The organism is Paracoccus benzoatiresistens (genome assembly GCF_026913015.1).
GTDB lineage: Bacteria > Pseudomonadota > Alphaproteobacteria > Rhodobacterales > Rhodobacteraceae > Paracoccus > Paracoccus benzoatiresistens.
Genome location: NZ_JAPTYD010000014.1, coordinates 41,601 through 60,737, shown reverse-complemented (window position 1 = coordinate 60,737; position 19,137 = coordinate 41,601). Strand labels below are relative to the sequence as shown.

20 protein-coding genes are annotated in these 19,137 nt (G+C 66.6%); 16 read left to right on the top strand and 4 right to left on the bottom strand.

The features are described 5' to 3' along the window. Positions 1-25: 25 nt before the first annotated feature. The 4 genes from OU682_RS11740 to OU682_RS11725 all read left to right on the top strand — a co-directional run bounded on the left by OU682_RS11740 (position 26) and on the right by OU682_RS11725 (position 3,927). A complete protein-coding gene (locus tag OU682_RS11740) occupies positions 26-841 on the top strand; it encodes a TIGR00282 family metallophosphoesterase (protein WP_268942307.1) in 816 nt (271 codons plus the stop codon). A gap of 91 nt (positions 842-932) precedes the next feature. Beyond that, positions 933-2,711, top strand: a complete 1,779-nt coding sequence (locus OU682_RS11735) for an SLC13 family permease (protein WP_268942306.1) — start codon at positions 933-935, stop codon at positions 2,709-2,711. 108 nt (positions 2,712-2,819) lie between these two features. Then, positions 2,820-3,044 carry a hypothetical protein gene (locus OU682_RS11730; RefSeq protein ID WP_268942305.1) on the top strand — a complete coding sequence of 75 codons (225 nt, stop codon included), beginning with the start codon at positions 2,820-2,822 and terminating at the stop codon, positions 3,042-3,044. Between the two features lie 139 nt (positions 3,045-3,183). Further along, positions 3,184-3,927 (top strand): YebC/PmpR family DNA-binding transcriptional regulator, encoded by a 744-nt coding sequence (locus OU682_RS11725; protein WP_268942304.1) that lies wholly within the window; start codon positions 3,184-3,186, stop codon positions 3,925-3,927. Positions 3,928-3,987: 60 nt separating this feature from the next. On the opposite strand, the gene OU682_RS11720 is transcribed toward OU682_RS11725, so the two are convergent. Beyond that, the gene (locus OU682_RS11720; protein WP_268942303.1) at positions 3,988-4,848 is read right to left on the bottom strand and encodes a LysR family transcriptional regulator ArgP; all 861 of its coding nucleotides are present in this window, start codon (positions 4,846-4,848) and stop codon (positions 3,988-3,990) included. Positions 4,849-4,930: 82 nt separating this feature from the next. On the opposite strand from OU682_RS11720, the gene OU682_RS11715 reads away from it, so the two are divergent. Both OU682_RS11715 and OU682_RS11710 read left to right on the top strand, forming a co-directional pair. After that, positions 4,931-5,524 (top strand): LysE/ArgO family amino acid transporter, encoded by a 594-nt coding sequence (locus OU682_RS11715; RefSeq protein WP_268942302.1) that lies wholly within the window; start codon positions 4,931-4,933, stop codon positions 5,522-5,524. Positions 5,525-5,563: 39 nt separating this feature from the next. Then, positions 5,564-6,460 (top strand): DMT family transporter, encoded by an 897-nt coding sequence (locus tag OU682_RS11710; protein ID WP_268942301.1) that lies wholly within the window; start codon positions 5,564-5,566, stop codon positions 6,458-6,460. A gap of 50 nt (positions 6,461-6,510) precedes the next feature. Here the strand turns inward: OU682_RS11710 and glyA are convergent, their stop codons facing one another. Beyond that, a complete protein-coding gene (gene glyA / locus OU682_RS11705; RefSeq protein WP_268942300.1) occupies positions 6,511-7,806 on the bottom strand; it encodes a serine hydroxymethyltransferase in 1,296 nt (431 codons plus the stop codon). 178 nt (positions 7,807-7,984) lie between these two features. Here glyA and OU682_RS11700 point away from each other — a divergent pair, with 178 nt between their 5' ends. From OU682_RS11700 to OU682_RS11670, 7 genes are all read left to right on the top strand, one after another. Beyond that, a complete protein-coding gene (locus tag OU682_RS11700) occupies positions 7,985-8,746 on the top strand; it encodes an NAD kinase (RefSeq protein WP_268942299.1) in 762 nt (253 codons plus the stop codon). An 84-nt stretch (positions 8,747-8,830) separates the two neighbouring features. Continuing rightward, positions 8,831-9,847, top strand: coding sequence for an alanine racemase (gene alr / locus OU682_RS11695; protein WP_268942298.1), 1,017 nt, complete (start codon positions 8,831-8,833; stop codon positions 9,845-9,847). Next, positions 9,844-10,608 (top strand): MlaE family ABC transporter permease, encoded by a 765-nt coding sequence (locus tag OU682_RS11690; protein ID WP_268942297.1) that lies wholly within the window; start codon positions 9,844-9,846, stop codon positions 10,606-10,608. The genes alr and OU682_RS11690 overlap by 4 nt, the downstream gene beginning before the upstream one ends. Then, on the top strand, positions 10,605-11,339 hold the full coding sequence (locus OU682_RS11685; RefSeq protein WP_268942296.1) for an ABC transporter ATP-binding protein: 735 nt from the start codon (positions 10,605-10,607) through the stop codon (positions 11,337-11,339). Before OU682_RS11690 ends, OU682_RS11685 begins: the two co-directional genes overlap by 4 nt. 62 nt (positions 11,340-11,401) lie before the next feature. Continuing rightward, a complete protein-coding gene (locus OU682_RS11680; RefSeq protein ID WP_371832238.1) occupies positions 11,402-12,478 on the top strand; it encodes a PhoH family protein in 1,077 nt (358 codons plus the stop codon). Further along, positions 12,471-12,965, top strand: coding sequence for an rRNA maturation RNase YbeY (gene ybeY, locus OU682_RS11675; RefSeq protein ID WP_268942294.1), 495 nt, complete (start codon positions 12,471-12,473; stop codon positions 12,963-12,965). Before OU682_RS11680 ends, ybeY begins: the two co-directional genes overlap by 8 nt. Beyond that, positions 12,965-13,909, top strand: coding sequence for a hemolysin family protein (locus tag OU682_RS11670; RefSeq protein WP_268942293.1), 945 nt, complete (start codon positions 12,965-12,967; stop codon positions 13,907-13,909). The genes ybeY and OU682_RS11670 overlap by 1 nt, the downstream gene beginning before the upstream one ends. Here OU682_RS11670 and OU682_RS11665 read toward each other — a convergent pair. Together OU682_RS11665 and OU682_RS11660 are read right to left on the bottom strand one after the other, a co-directional pair. Next, positions 13,906-14,787: an alpha/beta fold hydrolase gene (locus tag OU682_RS11665; RefSeq protein ID WP_268942292.1), complete on the bottom strand. Its 882-nt coding sequence runs from the start codon at positions 14,785-14,787 to the stop codon at positions 13,906-13,908. The two genes, OU682_RS11670 and OU682_RS11665, sit on opposite strands and share 4 nt — an antisense overlap. A 76-nt stretch (positions 14,788-14,863) precedes the next feature. After that, positions 14,864-15,148, bottom strand: a complete 285-nt coding sequence (locus tag OU682_RS11660) for an SCP2 sterol-binding domain-containing protein (protein ID WP_268942291.1) — start codon at positions 15,146-15,148, stop codon at positions 14,864-14,866. Between the two features lie 188 nt (positions 15,149-15,336). On the opposite strand from OU682_RS11660, the gene OU682_RS11655 reads away from it, so the two are divergent. From OU682_RS11655 to OU682_RS11645, 3 genes are read left to right on the top strand one after another with little or no spacing between them, the layout of a single operon-like run. Continuing rightward, on the top strand, positions 15,337-15,804 hold the full coding sequence (locus tag OU682_RS11655) for a tetratricopeptide repeat protein (protein ID WP_268942290.1): 468 nt from the start codon (positions 15,337-15,339) through the stop codon (positions 15,802-15,804). Positions 15,805-15,807: 3 nt separating this feature from the next. Further along, a complete protein-coding gene (locus OU682_RS11650; RefSeq protein WP_268942289.1) occupies positions 15,808-18,741 on the top strand; it encodes a helicase-related protein in 2,934 nt (977 codons plus the stop codon). Continuing rightward, positions 18,738-19,028, top strand: a complete 291-nt coding sequence (locus OU682_RS11645) for an RNA-binding S4 domain-containing protein (RefSeq protein ID WP_268942288.1) — start codon at positions 18,738-18,740, stop codon at positions 19,026-19,028. The genes OU682_RS11650 and OU682_RS11645 overlap by 4 nt, the downstream gene beginning before the upstream one ends. Positions 19,029-19,137 lie beyond the last annotated feature (109 nt).

Sequence of the window (19,137 nt, the reverse complement as noted above, 5' to 3'; positions counted from 1 at the left end):
CGGGGTTGGGCGTAACCAGCCCGTCATGCGGATACTCTTTCTTGGCGATGTGATGGGCCGCGCCGGACGGCGCGCGATAGTCGAGCGGCTGGCGCCGCTGCGCGCGCGGCTGAAGGCCGACCTGGTGGTGGTGAATGCCGAAAATGCCAGCGGCGGGCGCGGCTGCACGGCGGGCCATGCGCAACTGCTGCTGGAATCGGGCGCCGATTGCCTGACGCTGGGCGACCATGCCTTCGACCAGAAGGACATGCTTGCCTTCATCGAACGCGAGCCGCGCATCATCCGTCCCCTGAACTACGCCAAGGAGGCTCCGGGCCGGGGCAGCACCATCATTGCCGATGCGCGCGGTCGCAAGCTGCTGGTGACGCAGGCGCTGGGGCAGGTCTTCATGTCGCGGCCCTATGACGATCCGTTCTCGGCGTTGGATGCCGTGCTGCGCGCGCATCCGCCGGGCGGCATGGTCCAGGCGGCGCTTGTCGATTTTCATGCCGAGGCCACAAGCGAGAAGATGGCTGCCGGGCATTTCTGCGACGGCCGCGCCAGCGCTATCATCGGCACGCATACGCATGTGCCGACGGCGGATACGCAGATCCTGCCGCGCGGGACGGGGTACCAGTCGGATGCCGGCATGTGCGGCGATTACGACAGCGTCATCGGCATGGAAAAGACCGAGCCCCTGCGCCGCTTCATCACCGGCATGACCCGCGATCGCTTCACCCCGGCCGAAGGGGACGCGACATTGTCGGGCGTCCTGATCGTGACGGACGACCGCACGGGCCGTGCGACGGGAATTGAACCCGTGCGCGACGGAGGGCGGCTGGCCCAAACGCATCCCGCCTGAATCGAATCCCGCTTTTGCTTGCGGTTCCGGGGAAAACAATTCTATCACCGCCGCAATTTGCCGGTGAACGGCGCCGCTCGACAGGGGCTTCATGCTTGGATTTGAATTGACCGGAACGAACGCGGCAATCGCGATGCTGGTCATTGTTGCCATCACCTTTGTGCAGTTCATCCGGGAAAAGCAGCCGCCCGAGGTCGTGGCCATCGGTTCCGCCGCTTCCATGCTGATCCTGGGCCTGCTGCCGGCCGAGGATGCGGCGGGCGTGTTGTCGAACAGCGCCCCATGGACCATCGCCTTCATGTTCCTGATCATGGGCGGCTTGCTGCGGACGGGCGCGCTGGAGATGATGTCGCGGATCGTGACCGCGCGCGCCGTCACCAATCCTGCCTTCACGATCTGCGCGTTGTTCGCCTTTGTCATCATGGCGTCGGCCGTGATGAACAACACTCCGGTCGTCGCGGTGATGATCCCCATCTGCATCCAGCTGGCCAGCCGGCTGAAGCTGTCGCCATCGAAACTGCTGATCCCGCTCAGCTATTTCACGATCCTGGGCGGCATGATGACGCTGATCGGCACATCCACCAACCTGCTGGTGGATGGTGTGGCGCGCGAACAGGGGCTGGTCCCCTTCTCCATCTTCGAGATCGCGCCCGTGGGCATTGCGGTCACCCTGGCAGGCGTCGCCTATTTCGCGCTGTTCGGAAAGAGCCTGCTGCCCGACCGGACATCGCTTGCGGGCTTTCTGGGCTCGCGGCGCGAGATGAAGTATTTCACGGAACTGGCCATCCCCGAGGATTCGAGCCTTGTGGGACAGAAAGCGGTCGCGGTCGCGCTGTTCAAGCGCGAGGCCGTGCGCCTGATCGACGTGCTGCGCGGCGATGCATCCTTGCGCCGCAACCTTGCCGAGGTCGTGCTGGAACCCGGTGACCGCGTGGTGCTGCGGTCCGAAATGGCCGATTTGCTGGAATTCCTGGGCAACAAGAACCTGCAGGTGGTGGACAAGCTCAGCTCGGTGGCGACGGAAACGGTCGAGGTGCTGATCTCGCCCGGTGCGCAACTGATCGGACGTCGGCTGGGCGACATGCGGTTGCGCAGGCGATATGGCATCTATGTGCTGGCGGCGCATCGGCGCGACCAGAACCTGGGCCGCCAACTGGACGATCTGGTCGTCCGCGTGGGCGACACGCTGCTGCTGGAAGGCGCGCCCGAGGATATCGCGCGCCTTGCCGCCGACATGGGACTGGTCGATGTCTCGCGCCCCTCGGCGCGGGCCTATCGCCGGGAACGCGCGCCGATCGCCATCGTCTGCCTGCTGGCGGTCGTGACGCTGGCCGCATTCGAGGTCGCGCCGATCATGGTGCTGGCCTTCCTTGCGGCGGCGGTGATCCTGCTGACCCGCTGCATCGATGCCGAGGAGGCGTTTTCCTTTGTCGATGGGCGGCTGATGGCGATGATCTTCGCCATGCTGGCCGTGGGCGAGGCGCTGGAGCATACCGGCACCGTCAAGCTGATCGTCGATTTCGTCACGCCCTGGCTGCGCGACCTGCCGCCGTTCGCGACGCTGATCGCGATCTATTTCCTGGGGCTGGTAATGACCGAGATCCTGTCGAACAACGCGGTCGCCGTCCTGCTGACGCCGATCGCCATCGCCTTGGCGCAGTCCCTGGGGCACGACCCGCGCGCCTATGTCGTCGCGGTGATGTTCTCGGCCACGGTCGCCTTTGCGACCCCGATCGGCTATCAGACGCACATGATGGTTTATGGCCCCGGCGGCTACAAGTTCAGCGATTTCGTCCGCGTGGGCGTGCCGCTGGACATCCTGTGCGGCATCGTCGCCTGTCTGGTCATTCCCGTGTTCTGGCCGCTGTGACGCCTTTTGCAATGCTGCCATGCAGCATTGGACATTGTTTCGATTGGCTTTCTGCCCGACATAGTGTGGCAGGGGGGAAACAGCCTTGTGTTGCAAAGGAGTTTCCGGATGGCCAGCACGATCTCTTTCGACAAACCCCGCACGTCCTTTCTGGGGATGCTCGCGGCGCCCTTCGCCGCAATTGGCAAGGTTTTGGTCGCCATTGCCGAAGCAAGCCCCAAGGTGCGAGAGCTTGAGCGCCTGAACAGCCTGAGCGACGCGGAACTGGCGCGTCGCGGCCTGACCCGCGATGGCGAAATCCGCCGGATCCTCGGGGTTGCCGCCGCGATGTGAGCGGCTGCAAGACCCTGACCGAAGGCGCCCGTCCATGGGGACAGGGCGCCTTTCTTCTGCGTGCCGCGGCTTGCGATACGCCGTCGGGCTGGACTAAAAGCGCCTCCATCCGCTTTTGAACTGCGAAGGACGACCGACCATGGCAGGCCATTCCAAATGGGCCAATATCCAGCATCGCAAGGGCCGTCAGGATGCGGCCCGCTCGAAGCTGTTTTCCAAGCTGGCGAAGGAAATCACCGTCGCCGCCAAGATGGGTGATCCAGACCCCGACAAGAACCCGCGGCTGCGCCTGGCGGTGAAGGAAGCCAAGTCGAATTCCTGTCCCAAGGACGTGATCGAACGCGCCATCAAGAAGGCCATGGGCGGCGATGCCGAGAACTATGAGGAGATCCGTTACGAGGGTTATGGCCCGAACGGCATCGCCCTGGTGGTCGAGGCCATGACCGACAACCGCAACCGCACCGCATCCAACGTGCGCAGCTATTTCACCAAGGCGGGCGGCGATCTGGGCCAGACGGGATCGGTCAGCTTCATGTTCGACCGCGTGGGCGAGATCATGTATCCGCTGTCCGCAGGCGACGCCGACAGCGTGATGCTGGCCGCGATCGAGGCGGGCGCGGACGATGTCGAGACCGACGAGGACGGCCACTGGATCTATTGCGCGGACACCGCGCTGAACGAGGTCTCCTCGGCGCTTGAGGCCTCCTTGGGCGAATCCGAGACCGCGAAGCTGATCTGGAAGCCGCAGGCGCCGACCGAGATCACGGATATGGAAACCGCGCAGAAGCTGATGAAGCTGATCGACACGCTGGAAGACGACGACGACGTCCAGAACGTGACTGGCAACTTCGACCTGTCGGACGCGGTGGCCGCCCAACTGTAAGGCGAGAGCGGGGGCCAGCCCCCGCACCCCCGGGATATTTCGGCCAAGATGAAAGGGCCGTCAGGGCAGCAAGGCTGCCTTGGCGGCCTTTCTTATGGCATCGGTCAAGGGCGCCAAGGCGGGGGCGGTGATGCGGCTGAACTGCCAGTAAAGCGGTACATCCAGCGGCAAGCCGGGCGCCAGGTCGATCAGGCGGCCTGCGGCGATGTCCTCGCGAACGATCGGTTCGGGGTTCATGCCCCAGCCGATGCCAAGCCGCGCGGCCTCGGCAAAGCCATGGGCCGTCGGAATGCGGTGCATCGGCAAGGACAGACGTGCCCCGGTCAGCGCCTTGGCCCACCGGGTCTGCAGCGCATCCTTGGCATTGAAGCTGAGCGAGGGCGCCCGCGCCAAGCTGTCTGCCGTCACGCCGTCGGGGAAGTGGCGCGCCAGAAAGCCGGGGCTTGCAGTCGCCCGGTAACGCAGGATCCCAAGCCGCTGGCTGTCGCAGCCGGTCACCGGCCGGCTGTCGCTGGTCAGCGCGGCCACGACCATGCCATTGCGCAGCCAGTCCAGCGCGTGGTCCTGATCGTCGATGGTCAAGTCTAGCAGGCCGGGCGCGGCGGCCAGCGCAGGCATCGCCCAGCTTGCCAAGCTGTCGGCATTGACGGCAAGACGCAGCACCGGACGGTCCGACGGCGGCAGCGCAAGGCCGGATTCCAGAAGTCGCACCTGGTCCAGATGCGCGGCAAGGCGCAGGCCCTGCGCGGTCGCGGCAACGGGCGGGCCACGGTCGATCAGCACGGTGCCCATCCGTTCCTCCAGCACGCGGATGCGCTGCGAGATGGCCGAGGGGGTCACGTGCAGGGCGGCGGCCGCAGCTTCGAAGGAGCCGCGCCGGATGATCTCGGCCGAGGCAGCGATGGCAGGATAGTCCAACATTAGCCCAGCTTCATCGGAGTAAGTTCACTTCACTTTATGTCATCCGGCTCTTGTGCGAAAGGCAAGGCCGAGAGGTGCTTCCATGATGTCTTACGCCGCCGGGCTGGGAACCGGCTTGTCCCTGATCGTCGCCATCGGCGCGCAAAATGCATTCGTGCTGAAGCAGGGGTTGATCCGCCATCACATCTTCTGGGTCTGCCTGTTCTGCGCCCTGTCCGACGCGGCCTTGATCCTGCTGGGCGTCAACGGCATCGCGCGGATCGGGTCGGTGGCGCCGGGTCTGCTGGTGGGATTGAAATGGGCGGGCGCCGCCTTTCTGGTCTGGTATGGAGCGCGGTCGTTCCGCGCAGCCTGGCAGGGCGGCGGCGCCGTGCGGCCGGAAGGGGGCGCCGCAAGCCTGCCCAGGACACTGGCCCTGATCGCGGCGCTGACCTGGTTCAACCCGCATGTCTGGCTGGATACCGTGGTGCTGGTCGGTGCGATCTCGGCCCAGTGGCCCCGGCCGGGGGTGTTCGGAATGGGCGCGGTGACTGCATCCTTTCTGTTCTTCTTTGCCCTGGGCTATGGCGCGCGGCTGCTGGCGCCGGTCTTTGCCCGCCCCCGCGCCTGGCAGGTGCTGGAGGTGGCGATCGGCATCGTCATGTGGACCATCGCTGCCGCGCTGATCGCGGAATGAGGCTTGCGCCGGCCCTTGAAAGCAGTCCAACTGCACGTCATGCAACTTGACGGGCAGACGCGCCGCGATCTTGCGGGAATAGGCTGGATGCTGGCGACGGGCCTGTGCTTCGTAGCCGTGAATGGCATTGTGCGCTGGCTGGGTGGCGCCTTGCCCGCGCCGCAGTCGGCCTTCATTCGCTTCGTCTTCGGGCTGGCCTTCCTGGGACCGGTTCTGCTTCCGGCGCTGCGCACAGGCTTTTCGCCCCAGGTCTGGCGGCTGCTGACGCTGCGCGGCGCCCTGCATGTGCTTGCGGTGATCACTTGGTTCTATGCCATGTCGCGGATCCCGGTGGCAGAGGTCACCGCCATCGGTTTTCTGAACCCGATCGTCGTGACGATCGGCGCTGCGCTGTTCATGGGTGAAAGGCTGGCCCTGAGGCGCATCGCGGCGGTTTGCGTGGCGCTGGTGGGCGCGCTGGTCGTCCTGCGCCCGGGTCTGCGCGAGTTGGATCCGGGGCATCTGTCGCAGGTCGTGGCTTCGCTGTGCTTCGGCGCCTCCTATCTGGCCGCCAAGCGCATCACCGAGCATGTCCCGGCGGCCATCGTCGTGGCGATGATGTCGCTGACCGTGTCGATCGGCCTGGCGCCGATAGCCTGGGCGGTCTGGGTGCCGCCCACCTGGTCTCAGATCGGCTGGCTTGGGCTGGTCGCGGTCTTTGCGACGGCGGGCCACTATACCATGACGCGGGCCTTTGCCGCCGCACCGCTGACCGTCACGCAGCCGGTGACCTTCCTGCAGCTGATCTGGGCCTGCCTGCTGGGCGTCTTCATCTTCCACGAGCCGCTTGACGAATGGGTGATCCTGGGCGGCGGCATGATGATCGGCGCCATCACCTATATCACCTGGCGCGAGGCTCGGCTGCGCGTGGCGGCTGCGCCCGCACCGGCGCAATAGAAAACCCCGCTGCGGCAGACGCGGCGGGGCCTTGCGATCAGCTCAGGCGATCACATCCCGGAATACAGCGGGAAGCGCGCGCAGAGTTCCGCCACCTCGGCCTTCACCTTGGCCTCGACCTCGGCATTGCCTTCCTCGCCGTTGGCGGCAAGGCCATCCACGACCTCGACGATCCAGCGGGCGATCTGGCGGAATTCCTCCTCGCCAAAGCCGCGGGTGGTGCCAGCGGGAGCGCCCAGGCGGATGCCCGACGTGACGAAGGGCTTTTCCGGGTCGAAAGGCACGCCGTTCTTGTTGCAGGTGATGTGGGCGCGGCCAAGCGCGGCTTCGGTCGCCTTGCCGGTCACGCCCTTCGGGCGCAGGTCGGCCAGGCACAGGTGGTTGTCGGTGCCGCCCGAGACGATGTCGATGCCGCCCTTCATCAGTTCGTCCGCCATGGCGCGGGCGTTTTTCACCACCTGCGCCGCGTATTCCTTGAACGAGGGCTGCAGCGCCTCGCCGAAGGCCACCGCCTTGGCGGCGATCACATGCATCAGAGGACCGCCCTGAAGGCCGGGGAAGACCGCCGAATTGATCTTCTTGGCGATGTCCGCGTCGTTGGTCAGCACCATCCCGCCGCGCGGGCCGCGCAGGGACTTGTGCGTCGTGGTGGTCACGACATGGGCATGGGGCAGGGGCGAGGGGTGCTGCCCGCCCGCGACCAGGCCGGCGATATGGGCCATGTCCACCATCAGGTATGCGCCAACCTCGTCAGCGATCTTGCGGAAGGCGGCCCAATCCCAAACGCGGCTATAGGCCGTGCCGCCCGCGACGATCAGCTTGGGCTTGTTTTCCAGGGCCTTCTGGCGGATTTCCTCCATGTCCAGAAGCTGGTCCTGCTTGCGCACGCCATAGCTGACCACGTTGAACCACTTGCCCGACATGTTCACCGGCGAGCCATGGGTCAGGTGACCGCCCGAGTTCAGGTCAAGGCCCATGAAGGTGTCGCCCGGCTGCAGCAGGGCCAGGAACACCGCCTGGTTCATCTGGCTGCCGCTGTTCGGCTGGACATTGGCGAATTCGCAATCGAACAGCTTCTTCGCGCGCTCGATGGCCAGGTTCTCGGCGATGTCCACGAACTGGCAGCCGCCGTAATAGCGCTTGCCCGGATAGCCTTCCGCATATTTGTTCGTCAGGACCGAGCCCTGTGCCTCCAGGACCGCACGCGACACGATGTTTTCCGAGGCGATCAGCTCGATCTCGTCGCGCTGGCGGCCGAGTTCCTGGCTGATGGCCTTGGCGATCTCGGGGTCGCTGCTGGCCAGCGTTTCGGTGAAGAATCCGGTTTCGCGGGTCGGGGCGTTCATGGTCTCGCGTCCTTTCGTCGGGCCAGGGGGCGGGGTGTGGGCGGGGGTTTGGCGCCCTCTTATCCCATGGGTGACGGTGCGGAAAGCCACAAAAGCGACGCGGTGGGGCGCCGGGCGACGGGGCTTGCAATGCCCGGTGCCCCGTCGGATGCTGCCCGCACAAGGGGCAGGGTTTATCATGACGACACGGATCCACTTTACCGCGAGCGAGGCCGAGCTCGCGCAAAAGGCCTTGGCGGTGCTGACGGGCCGTTATGGCATGGTGGAGCTGGATCAGGCCGAGGTGGTCGTCGCGCTTGGCGGTGACGGCTTCATGCTGCAAACGCTGCACGCGATCCAGGGACGCGACCTGGCGGTCTATGGCATGAACCGCGGCACTGTCGGCTTTCTGATGAACGGTTATTCCGAAACCGGGCTGACCGAACGGCTGGCGGCGGCCGAGGAGACGGTCATCAACCCCCTGCGGATGCGCGCGATCCGGGCCGACGGGTCTATCCACGAGGCCCTGGCCATCAACGAGGTCAGCCTGCTGCGCGAGGGCCCCCAGGCCGCCAAGCTGCGCATCCATGTGGACGGCAAGATGCGGATGGCCGAACTGGTCTGCGACGGCGCGCTGATCGCCACGCCGGCGGGCTCGACGGCTTATAACTATTCCGCGCATGGTCCTATTCTGCCAATCAATTCCGAGGTCCTGGCCCTGACCGCCATTGCCCCCTTCCGCCCCCGGCGATGGCGCGGCGCGCTGTTGCCCAAGGCGGCGCAGGTCGAAGTCGAGGTCCTGAACCCCGAACGCCGTCCCGTCATGGCCGACGCCGATTCCCGGTCGGTGCGCCATGTCGTCCGCGTCCAGATCCGCAGCGCGCAGGACGTGCGCCACCGCCTGCTGTTCGACCGCGGCCACGGGCTGGAGGAACGCTTGCTGCGCGAGCAGTTCGTCTGAGGCGATCCGGGCTGGAAGCGCGGGCCGATTTCTGCTTGAAGGTCGCCGACCCCAACAGGACCGGCCACCACGGGATACGCCGCAATGACCCTGCATATCGACCTGCAAGCCATCGTCGCCAACTGGAAGGCCCTTGCCGCCAAGGCCCCCGGTGCGCGTGCCGCTGCCGTGGTCAAGGCGGACGCCTACGGCCTGGGCGCCGCCCGCGTGGCGCCCGCCCTGTATCAGGCCGGTGCGCGCGACTTCTTCGTGGCGCTGGCATCCGAAGGGCGGGCGCTGCGCCCGCATCTGCCCGATGACGCCCGCATCAATGTCCTGTCCGGCCACATGGAGGGCGCGGACCTGACCGGCCTTGTCCCCGTCCTGAACAGCCCCGAGCAGTTCTTCCGCGACCGCGCCATGCGCCCCGGCAAGCCCTTCGCGATCCAGCTCGACACCGGCATGAACCGGCTTGGCATGGAAGCGGGCGAATGGTCCGCGCTGCGGGCCGAGGCCCTGGCCGCGAAGCCCGACTTCATCATGTCCCATCTGGCCTGCGCGGACGAACCGGACCACCCCGCCAATGCCGTGCAGTTGGCTTCCTTCCGGGCGATGACGGATGACTGCGGCGTGCCGCGTTCGCTGGCGGCGACCGGCGGCACCTTGATGGGACCGGACTATCACTTCGACCTGGTCCGGCCGGGCATCGGCCTTTACGGCGCGCTGCCCTTTGCGGAGGCGCAGCCGGTGGTTCGCCTGTCCCTGCCGGTGATCCAGACGCGGACGGTCCAGCCGGGCGAGTTCGTCGGCTACAGCGCCACCTGGACCGCGAACGCGCCGCGGCGCATCGCCACGGTTTCCGCGGGCTATGCCGATGGGGTCCTGCGCTCGATTTCATCGAAGGGCGTCAGCCTTTACGCGGCGGGCACGGCCTGTCCGATCGTCGGGCGGGTGTCGATGGACCTGATCACCGTGGATGTGACCGGACTGGCCGACGTGCCGGGGGAACTGGACCTGATCTGCCCGGAGCAGACGGTGGACCGGTTGGCGGATCACGCGGGCACCATCGGATACGAGATCCTGACCTCGCTTGGTCATCGCTACGACCGGACCTATCTGTGATCCCAGTCCGCCTGACCGGCCGCGCCGCCCTGTCGCTGACGCGCGGCATCGGTGCCATCGCCCTGTTCGTGGCGCGCGGGCTGTTCCGGCTGCGGCCCTTCCATGGGCGGGCCTTCGCGGCGCAACTGGTCCAGATCGGCTGGCTGTCGCTGCCGGTCGTCGGTCTGACCGCGCTGTTCACCGGCGCCGCGCTGGCCTTGCAGATCCATTCCGGAGGCGCGCGCTTCCAGGCCAGCGACGTGGTCCCCGCCATTGTCGCCATCGGCATGGTGCGAGAGCTTGGCCCGGTCCTGGGCGGCCTGATGGTCGCGGCCCGTGTCGCCAGTTCCATCGCGGCGGAAATCGGCACCATGAAGGTGACCGAACAGATCGACGCGCTTGTGACGCTGTCCACCGACCCGATGCGCTGGCTGGTTACGCCCCGGCTGTGGGCCGCGATGCTGACCGTGCCTGCGCTTGTGGCGGTTGGCGACATCATCGGCATCCTGGGCGGCTGGCTGATCGGCACCGGCTCGCTGGGCTTCAACTCGGCGGCTTATCTGGCGAACTCGCGGGCCTATCTGGAAAGCTGGGACGTGGTGTCGGGCCTGCTGAAGGGCGCGGTCTTCGGCCTGATCGTCGCCACCTGCGGCTGCTGGTTCGGCATCCATTCGGGCCGGGGCGCCGCAGGCGTCGGGCGGGCCACGAAATCCGCCGTCGTGGCCTCGGCCGTCGGGATCCTGGCTGCGAACTTCGTGCTGACGGGGCTGTTCTTCGAATGATCCAGATCGCGGGGCTGCGCAAATCCTTTGGCGGCACGCCCGTTCTGGCGGGCGTCGATCTGGCGGTCGGGCAGGGCGAAAGTCTTTGCGTGATCGGCCAGTCGGGAACGGGAAAATCCGTGCTGCTGAAATGCATCCTGGGCCTTACCGCGCCGGATGGGGGGCAGATCCTGTGGCAGGGCAAGCCGCTGGACCGCAGGACCCGGCCCGCCTTCCTGGCCCGCTTCGGGATGCTGTTCCAGGGCGCGGCGCTGTTTGACAGTCTGACCGTCTGGCAGAACGTGGCCTTCCGCCTGCGCCAGCGGATGCCCGATGCGCAAGCCCGCGCCATTGCCGTGGAAAAGCTGGCCCGCGTCGGCCTGGGGCCGGAAACCGCCGATTTGATGCCCGCCGAACTCTCGGGCGGGATGGCAAAGCGCGCCGGGCTTGCCCGTGCCATCGCCGACGATCCGGCGGTGATCTTTTTCGACGAACCGACCACCGGCTTGGACCCGATCCGGGCGCGGCGGATCAACGACCTGATCCGCGGCATCGTGACCGAAACGGGCGCCACGGCCATCACGATCACGCATGACATGGACTCGGTGCGTGCCATCGGCGACCGCGTGGCGCTGTTGCAGGACGGGCGCATCGCCTGGGATGGCCCGGTGGCCCGGATGGATCAGGCGCCGCCCCTGGCGGGGTTTCTGGGTCACGCGGTGACACAATTGCCACATAAACCTGCAACATGACCTTGTGCGAATCCGCTTGGATCGCCACCATTGTCTGCAAGATGCCTATGCAGGAGAGAGATTTGGGCCTTACGCCTACGCCCCCCGTTGCGACCCCTTCGGCTGAAACCCTGCTGGAATTTCCCGACAACCGGCTGCTGATCGACCTGTGCGGTGCCAATGACCGGCACCTCGCGCGGATCGAGGAGGCGCTTGGCGTCCATATCCTGCGACGTGGAAACCAGCTGGCCGTCGTCGGGGGGCCCGAGGCGCAGGCCGAGGCCGCGCTGCTGCTGCGCGGCCTTTACGCGCGCCTGGAACAGGGCCGCCCGGTCTCGCTGGCCGAGGTCGAGGCCGCCTTGCGCATGGGAGTCGAGGGCAGCACGCCCACCACCCCGGCCGAGCAGTTGGAGATGTTCGCGGCGGGCGATTACGAGCTTCGCACCCGCAAGAAATCGATCGAGCCCCGCACGGATGCGCAGAAAGCCTATGTCCGGTCGCTGTTCCAGAACGAACTGGCCTTCGGCATCGGACCGGCGGGCACCGGCAAGACCTATCTGGCCGTCGCGGTCGGCGTGACCATGCTGATCGGCGGCCATGTGGATCGCATCATCCTGTCGCGCCCCGCGGTCGAGGCGGGCGAGCGGTTGGGCTTCCTGCCTGGCGATATGAAGGAAAAGGTCGATCCCTACATGCAGCCGCTTTATGACGCGCTGAACGATTTTCTTCCGGCCAAGCAGATGCAGAAGCTGATGGAGGAAAAGCGGATCGAGATCGCGCCCCTGGCCTTCATGCGCGGGCGCACGCTGTCCAATGCCTTCGTGGTGCTGGACGAGGCGCAGAACGCCACCTCGATGCAGATGAAGATGTTCCTGACCCGCCTTGGCGAGGGATCGCGCATGGTGATCACCGGCGACCGCACGCAGATCGACCTGCCGCGCGGGATGCTGTCCGGACTGGTCGATGCCGAACGCATCCTGGACGGGGTCCGGGGGATCAGCTTCAACTACTTCACGGCCAAGGACGTCGTGCGGCACCCGCTTGTCGCGCGCATCATCCAGGCGTATGACGCGGAAGATGCCGCCGCCCTGGCGCGTGGCGAATCAGAGGGACCGCGCGGACAATACGCACCCCGCCGGGCAATGCGAGGCGATGCCTGACGACATATCCACCGATTGCGTCATCGAGGATGACCGATGGGAGACGCTGGGGCTTGAGGCCTTGGCCGAACGCGCGGTCGAGGCCGCGTTGCGTTGGCACGGCATCGGCGGCGAGGTTGTCGTCATGGGCTGCGATGACGCCCGCATCGCGGCCTTGAACGCCGATTTCCGCGGCAAGCCGCGCGCGACCAACGTGCTCTCCTGGCCCTCGGTCGAGCATGTCCCGCATGAACCCGGCGCCAAGCCGGAACTGCCGGACGAGGAAGAACTGGGCGACATCGCCATCGCCTATGACACCTGCCTGGTCGAGGCCGAGGCGCAGGGCAAGCCCGTTGCCGATCACGTCACCCACCTGCTGGTCCACGCGACCCTGCATCTGCTGGGCTATGATCACATGAACGACGCGGACGCGGAAACAATGGAAGCCGCCGAGCGTTCGATCCTGTCGCGGCTGAATATCCCCGATCCCTATCAAGAGAAGGTCTGATGAACTCCGAGTCTCGATTATCCGCCGGGCCCCTTGGTGCCGATGCCGCCTCCGAGGCGGATGGTACCGGAGGGGAAGGGCGGGATCTTCCCAGTTCGCGCGGTTTCCTCGGGCGCTTCTTCGATGCCCTGACCGGCGCCGACGATGACGCGGACGAGGCCGGCCAGGGACCTGCACAGGTCGCGCCAGGCATGGTCAACCTGCGGCGCATGCGCGTGGACGACGTGGCCGTCCCCAAGGCCGAGGTGATCGCCGCGCCCGAGACCAGCAGCCTTGACGATCTGGTCGCCTTGTTCCGCGAACATGGCTTTTCCCGCCTGCCGGTCTATGACGACACGCTGGACAGCCCCCTGGGCATGATCCACCTCAAGGACTTGGCGCTGAAGCACGGCTTCGGACAGGGCGGTGATTTCAACCTTCGGCCAATGCTGCGGCCGCTGCTTTATGTTCCGCCGTCGATGCCCATCGGCGTGCTGTTGCAGCAGATGCAGCAGAAGCGCATCCACATGGCGCTGGTGATTGATGAATACGGCGGCGTGGACGGTCTGGTCACGATCGAGGACCTGATCGAGCAGGTCATCGGCGAGATCGAGGACGAGCATGACGAGGCCGAAGGCAGCCTGTGGGTGGTGGAAAAGCCCGGCCAGTGGCTGATCCAGGCCCGCGCGTCCCTGTCGGATGTCGAGGCCGAGACGGGTCTGTCCCTGTCCGACCCCCAGCAGGACGAGGATATCGACACCCTGGGCGGGCTGGTCTTCATGCTTGCGGGCCACCTGCCCGTGCAGGGCGAGGTGATCCCCCATGCCTCGGGCGCCGAATTCGAGGTGGTCGATTCCGATCCCCGTCGCATCAAGCGCGTTCGTCTGCGCCTGCTCACGGCAGACATGGCCGAGAAGACCCGGCCCGTGCATGTCCCCCAGGTGCTGCCGGGCGGGAAAGCCTAGTCGGTACTTGTGAACAGCGACAGCGCCGCCGACAGGAAGGCGGCGCGGTGGTCGGGGGTGCACATCATGATCTCGTGCCGCACCTCGGGGATCTCCAGCAGCGTGGCATGGGGCCAGCGTGCCACGCGGTCACGGATCGCTGCGGCAGAAACGACCCTTTCCCCGCCGCCAAGGCTGGCCAGCGCAGGAAGATCGGGCGATCCCAGCCTTGACAGGCGCAGGCATTCGTTCAGCGCCTTTCCGACCCAGTCGAAGCTGGCGCCGCCCAGGGTCAGGTCTGGCCAAGCCGCGGCCTCGCGCACCATGCGGCACCATTCGTCGGGATCAGCCGTCAGCAGGTTCGCGCTGAAGCTCTCGTCCAGCACATAGGTGCCCAAGGCGCCGCCGCTGCCCGGCGCGGGTCGCCCGCCCCGGCCCAGACGGCCCGCCAGATAGGCCATGCCCACGGCCACGCCATGCGGCATCTGCCGCAGGTTGATCCCCCACATGGGCGCCGAAAAAGCCGCCGATTCCACGGGCAGCCCCTGGTGCAGGGCCTCAAGCCCGATGCAGCCACCCATGGAATGCGCCAGCAGATGCCAGGGGCGGGGCATGCTCATGTCGGTGGCGGCCACCACCATCTCGACCACGTCGCGCTGATAGTCGCTGAACTGCCCGACATGGCCAAGACGCGCATCAGGCAGCAAACGGGCCGACAGCCCTTGGCCGCGCCAGTCGATCGACAGGACCTGGTATCCCGACGCATTCAGCGACTGCGCGATACCGGCATATTTCTCGATATATTCGGTGCGGCCGGGAAACAGCAGGACGCTGCCCCGGTTGTCCGCAGCGGCGGCCCAATGGGCCAGCCGCAGTTTCACGCCGTCGTCGGCCTGCATCCAGAAGGCTTGCGCCGGGCGGGATGAATCGCCCGGCAACTGCCTGAAAGGAGCCGGCGAAGCCTGCATCGGGCGATCAGGACAGCGCCTGGCCCAACTGCATGGCCACGCCCATGGACCCGTCGATCTTCAGCTTGCCCATCATGAAGGCGGTGGCCGGGTTGACGCTGCCGTTCATGATCCCCTCGAACGTGTCGCGGCTGGCGAACAGGGTCACCTCGGCCTCATCGTCGCCCGCGCGAACGCCGTTTTCGTCGATCATGATCGCGCCTTCGTTCTCGATCACGAATTTCGCGGTGGATCCGAAGCTGCTGATCTTCTCGCTCAGCTTCTCGACAGCGGCATTCACAACACTGCTCATTTTGGTTCTTCCCTTTCCGATGGGACTGGCGCCCGGCGGCCGGGCTGATTAAGATCCAAGATATGCGCCCGGTCCGCCACATTTTCCATAATGTCGTTGCGGCAATCTGCCACCGAATAGCTACGTTTTTCTTAATTCTTGCCGTAGTTCTTGGGGCCGCCGCCGCAGGCGCGCAGGACGGCCCCGACATGGACGCGCTGTTCCGCCGCCTGGGCGAACCCACGGGCGAAAGCTGGCGCATCGCCGAATCGGACATCCTGCGCGAATGGTCGAAATCCGGGTCCGCCGCCATGGATCTGCTGCTGCAGCGGGGCGAGGAGGCGCTGGACCAGGGCGATGCCGCCGCTGCCATCGGCCATCTGACCGCCCTGACCGATCATGCGCCCGATTTCCCGATGGGTTTCTATACCCGCGCCGCCGCCTATGCGAGTGCCGGGCAGTTCGGCCCGGCGCTCCAGGATCTGGCCCGTACCCTGCAGCTTGAACCGCGCCACTTTCCCGCGCTGACCCAACTGGGCGCAATGCTGGAGGAAACCGGCGAAACCGAACGCGCGCTTGAGGCCTATCGCAAGAGCCTGACCATCCATCCCCACCAGCAAGAGGCGATTGATGGCGTCGCCCGTCTGGAACGGCAGCAAGACGGCACCGATATCTAGGCAATGACAATTCATGAACGCGGCCGGGTGACGGCCATCCTTGGCCCGACCAATACCGGGAAAACGCATTACGCGATCGAGCGGATGCTGGCGCACCGCACGGGCGTCATCGGCCTGCCGCTGCGCCTGCTGGCGCGCGAGGTCTATGACCGCATCGTCAGGGCGCGCGGCCCCTCGGTCGTGGCCCTGGTCACGGGCGAGGAGCGCATCGTTCCCGAGCGCGTGCAATACTGGGTCGCCACGACCGAGGCGATGCCCGACATCGCCGCCGATTTCGTGGCCATCGACGAAATCCAGCTTTGTGCCGATCCCGAACGCGGCCATGTCTTCACCGACCGGCTGCTGAAGATGCGCGGGCTGCACGAAACGCTGTTTCTGGGCAGCGACACCATGCGGCCGGCAATCGCGTCCCTGATCCCCGGGGTCCAGTTCCAGCGCCGCGACCGGCTGTCGCAACTGTCCTGGTCGGGGTCGAAGAAGCTGTCGCGGATGCCCGCGCGTTCGGCGATTGTGGGCTTCAGCGTCGATGACGTTTATGCCATGGCCGAGCTGATCCGGCGGCAAAAGGGCGGTTGCGCGGTTGTCATGGGGGCGCTCAGCCCGCGCACCCGCAACGCGCAGGTCGCGATGTATCAGGCGGGCGAGGTCGATTACCTGGTCGCCACCGACGCCATCGGCATGGGCCTGAACCTCGATATCCGCCACGTCGCCTTCAGCGCCACGCACAAGTTCGACGGCCGCCGTGTCCGCCCGCTGTTCCCGCACGAGATGGGACAGATCGCGGGCCGCGCCGGGCGTCACACCGAATCCGGCACCTTCGGGGTGACGGGCGAGGCCGAGATCCTGGACGAAGGCCTGGTCGATGCCATCGAGAACCATCGCTTCGCGCCTATCCAGCGTTTGACTTGGCGCAATTCCGACCTGCAGTTCGGCACGATGGACCGGCTGGTCGAGAGCCTTGAGGCCCCGTCTGGCCACGCGCTGCTGGGCCGGGGCAGGGACGCCGACGACGTGCAGGCGCTGAAGACCCTGCGCGACATCCCCGAAATCCGCGACCGCGTGCGCGGCGGGCAGGATGTGCGGCTGCTGTGGGATGTCTGCCGGGTGCCGGATTTCCGCGGCATCTCGCCCGCCGAACATACCAGCCTGCTGGCGCGGATCTTCGGATTCCTGCAGGACGGCGCGATCCCGTCGGACTGGCTGGGCAATGCGATCAAGCGCATCGACCGGACGCATGGCGACATCGACGCGATCTCGAAGCGGCTGGCCTATATCCGCACCTGGACCTATGTCGCGCAGAGATCTGGCTGGGTTCAGGACGAAAGCCATTGGCGCGGCGAGACGCGCGCGGTAGAAGACCGATTGTCAGACGCGTTGCACGCGGCGCTGACCCAACGATTTGTGGACCGGCGCACCTCGGTGCTGTTGCGCCGGCTCAAGCAGAAGGAGAGCCTTGTGGCCGAAGTGAACGACAAGGGCGAAGTGACGGTCGAGGGCGAATTCGCCGGCCGTCTTGAGGGATTCCGCTTCCGCCCCGACCAGACCGCGACGGCGGACGAGGCCCGGATGCTGAACCGCGCCAGCTACGAGGCGCTGCGCCCCGAGTTCCACCTGCGCGCCGACCGCTTCTACAACGCGCCGGACACCGAACTGGACTATACCGAACAGGGCGGGCTGATGTGGGGCACCGCCGCCGTCGGCAAGCTGGTTCGCGGGTCCGATGCGCTGCATCCCGGCGTCGAGGTCTTCGTGGACGAGGAAGCCGGCCCCGAGATCGCCGAGAAGGTCAAGCGGCGCCTGCAGCACTTCATCGACCGCAAGGTCGCCGCGCTGTTCGAGCCGCTTCTTGGCCTGCAGAAGGACGAGGCCTTGGCCGGCCTTGCCCGCGGCTTTGCCTTCCGCCTGGTCGAATCTCTTGGCGTGCTGCCCCGCGAAGGCGTGGCGCATGAGGTCAAAGACCTGGACCAGGACGCACGGGGCGCATTGCGCAAGCATGGCGTCCGCTTCGGCCAGTTCACGATCTTCATGCCCACGCTTCTGAAGCCCGCGCCGACCCGTCTGCGGCTGGTTCTGTGGTCGTTGGCCGAAGGCCTGGACACCTTCCCGGAAAGCCCCCCTCCCGGCCTGGTCACCATTCCGCATATCCCCGATGTGCCGGAACAGCACTATACGCTGTCGGGCTATCGCCCCGCGGGCGAACGGGCGATCCGCATCGACATGCTGGAACGGCTGGCCGACCTGTTGCGCACCCAGGACACGCGTGGCGGGTTCGAGGCCAATCCCGACATGCTGTCGATCACCGGCATGACGCTGGAACAGTTTTCCCGCCTGATGGAAGGCCTGGGCTATGCCGCCGAACGGGGCGAGCGGGCCAAGGTCAGGGTGGCCGAGGTTCCGGTGGTCATCTCCGCGCCCGAGGGCGAGGGTTCGGATGCCCCGATGACCGAGGAGGAAAGCGTCCTTGCCGCCGAAACCCGCGCCCGCTGGGAGGCCGAGCAGGCCGAGAAGCGCCGCGCCGAGGCCGAGGCCGCGGGCGAGGTGGTCGAGGAAGCCGCCCCCGAGATGGAGGTCTTCTATACCTTCCGCTGGGCGCCCAAGCCCCGTCCGAACCGCCGTCCGCAGGGCGAAGGCCAGAACCGTCGTGGCGGCCCGCGTCGCGATGCCGCGCAGGACGCACCGAGAGAGCCGCGTGAACCCCGTGAACGGCAGGAACGCCAGGATCGCCCGGAAGGCGGCCGCCCCAACCGCGAGCGTCGCGACAAGCGCGAGGATCGCAACCAGGGCGAAGGCGGCGGCAAGCCGCGCGGCAAGGACAACTTCAAGAAGGGCGGGAAGCCGCAGAACAACAAGCCTGCGACCTTCTCCTCTCGGCCCGAGAAGAAGGCTGATCCCGACAGCCCCTTCGCGATCCTTGCGGCGCTGAAGGACAAGAAGTGACGGACACCCCGCCGGGACTTTCTGGCGGGCTCCGTTTGGACAAGTGGTTGTTTTTCGCGCGTGTCTTCAAGTCCCGCGCGATTGCCGTGGAGCGGATCGAGGCCGGGGGCGTGCGGGTGAACGACCAGCCCTGCAACAAGCCCGGCAAGCTGGTCCGGCCCGGCGACCGGATCGTGGTCTCGGCCCATGGTCGGGTGCGGGCGCTTGAAATCACCGCCATCGGTCATCGCCGCGGACCCGCCAGTGAGGCTCAGGATCTGTATCATGACCTGGGCGCCGAGGGTTAGGATCGGCGTTCGGCACGGCCAGCCACGCTGCGAACGCCTGTTCGCCTGCCTCTGCGTTTGCTGAAACGATGGTCTTTTCCGCAGACGCAGCCTTGAATGATCGGAATGC

What these genes read in the sequence shown, in the direction of transcription:
- OU682_RS11655 (WP_268942290.1), top strand. Translation starts at nt 15,337, where the DNA reads ATGGACGCGCTGTTCCGCCGCCTGGGCGAACCCACGGGCGAAAGCTGG.
- OU682_RS11710 (WP_268942301.1), top strand. Translation starts at nt 5,564, where the DNA reads ATGCAACTTGACGGGCAGACGCGCCGCGATCTTGCGGGAATAGGCTGG.
- OU682_RS11730 (WP_268942305.1), top strand. Translation starts at nt 2,820, where the DNA reads ATGGCCAGCACGATCTCTTTCGACAAACCCCGCACGTCCTTTCTGGGG.
- OU682_RS11670 (WP_268942293.1), top strand. Translation starts at nt 12,965, where the DNA reads ATGAACTCCGAGTCTCGATTATCCGCCGGGCCCCTTGGTGCCGATGCC.
- alr (WP_268942298.1), top strand. Translation starts at nt 8,831, where the DNA reads ATGACCCTGCATATCGACCTGCAAGCCATCGTCGCCAACTGGAAGGCC.
- OU682_RS11685 (WP_268942296.1), top strand. Translation starts at nt 10,605, where the DNA reads ATGATCCAGATCGCGGGGCTGCGCAAATCCTTTGGCGGCACGCCCGTT.
- OU682_RS11720 (WP_268942303.1), bottom strand. Translation starts at nt 4,848, where the DNA reads ATGTTGGACTATCCTGCCATCGCTGCCTCGGCCGAGATCATCCGGCGC.
- ybeY (WP_268942294.1), top strand. Translation starts at nt 12,471, where the DNA reads ATGCCTGACGACATATCCACCGATTGCGTCATCGAGGATGACCGATGG.
- OU682_RS11740 (WP_268942307.1), top strand. Translation starts at nt 26, where the DNA reads ATGCGGATACTCTTTCTTGGCGATGTGATGGGCCGCGCCGGACGGCGC.
- OU682_RS11735 (WP_268942306.1), top strand. Translation starts at nt 933, where the DNA reads ATGCTTGGATTTGAATTGACCGGAACGAACGCGGCAATCGCGATGCTG.
- OU682_RS11665 (WP_268942292.1), bottom strand. Translation starts at nt 14,787, where the DNA reads ATGCAGGCCGACGACGGCGTGAAACTGCGGCTGGCCCATTGGGCCGCC.
- OU682_RS11700 (WP_268942299.1), top strand. Translation starts at nt 7,985, where the DNA reads ATGACGACACGGATCCACTTTACCGCGAGCGAGGCCGAGCTCGCGCAA.
- glyA (WP_268942300.1), bottom strand. Translation starts at nt 7,806, where the DNA reads ATGAACGCCCCGACCCGCGAAACCGGATTCTTCACCGAAACGCTGGCC.
- OU682_RS11725 (WP_268942304.1), top strand. Translation starts at nt 3,184, where the DNA reads ATGGCAGGCCATTCCAAATGGGCCAATATCCAGCATCGCAAGGGCCGT.
- OU682_RS11660 (WP_268942291.1), bottom strand. Translation starts at nt 15,148, where the DNA reads ATGAGCAGTGTTGTGAATGCCGCTGTCGAGAAGCTGAGCGAGAAGATC.
- OU682_RS11715 (WP_268942302.1), top strand. Translation starts at nt 4,931, where the DNA reads ATGATGTCTTACGCCGCCGGGCTGGGAACCGGCTTGTCCCTGATCGTC.
- OU682_RS11650 (WP_268942289.1), top strand. Translation starts at nt 15,808, where the DNA reads ATGACAATTCATGAACGCGGCCGGGTGACGGCCATCCTTGGCCCGACC.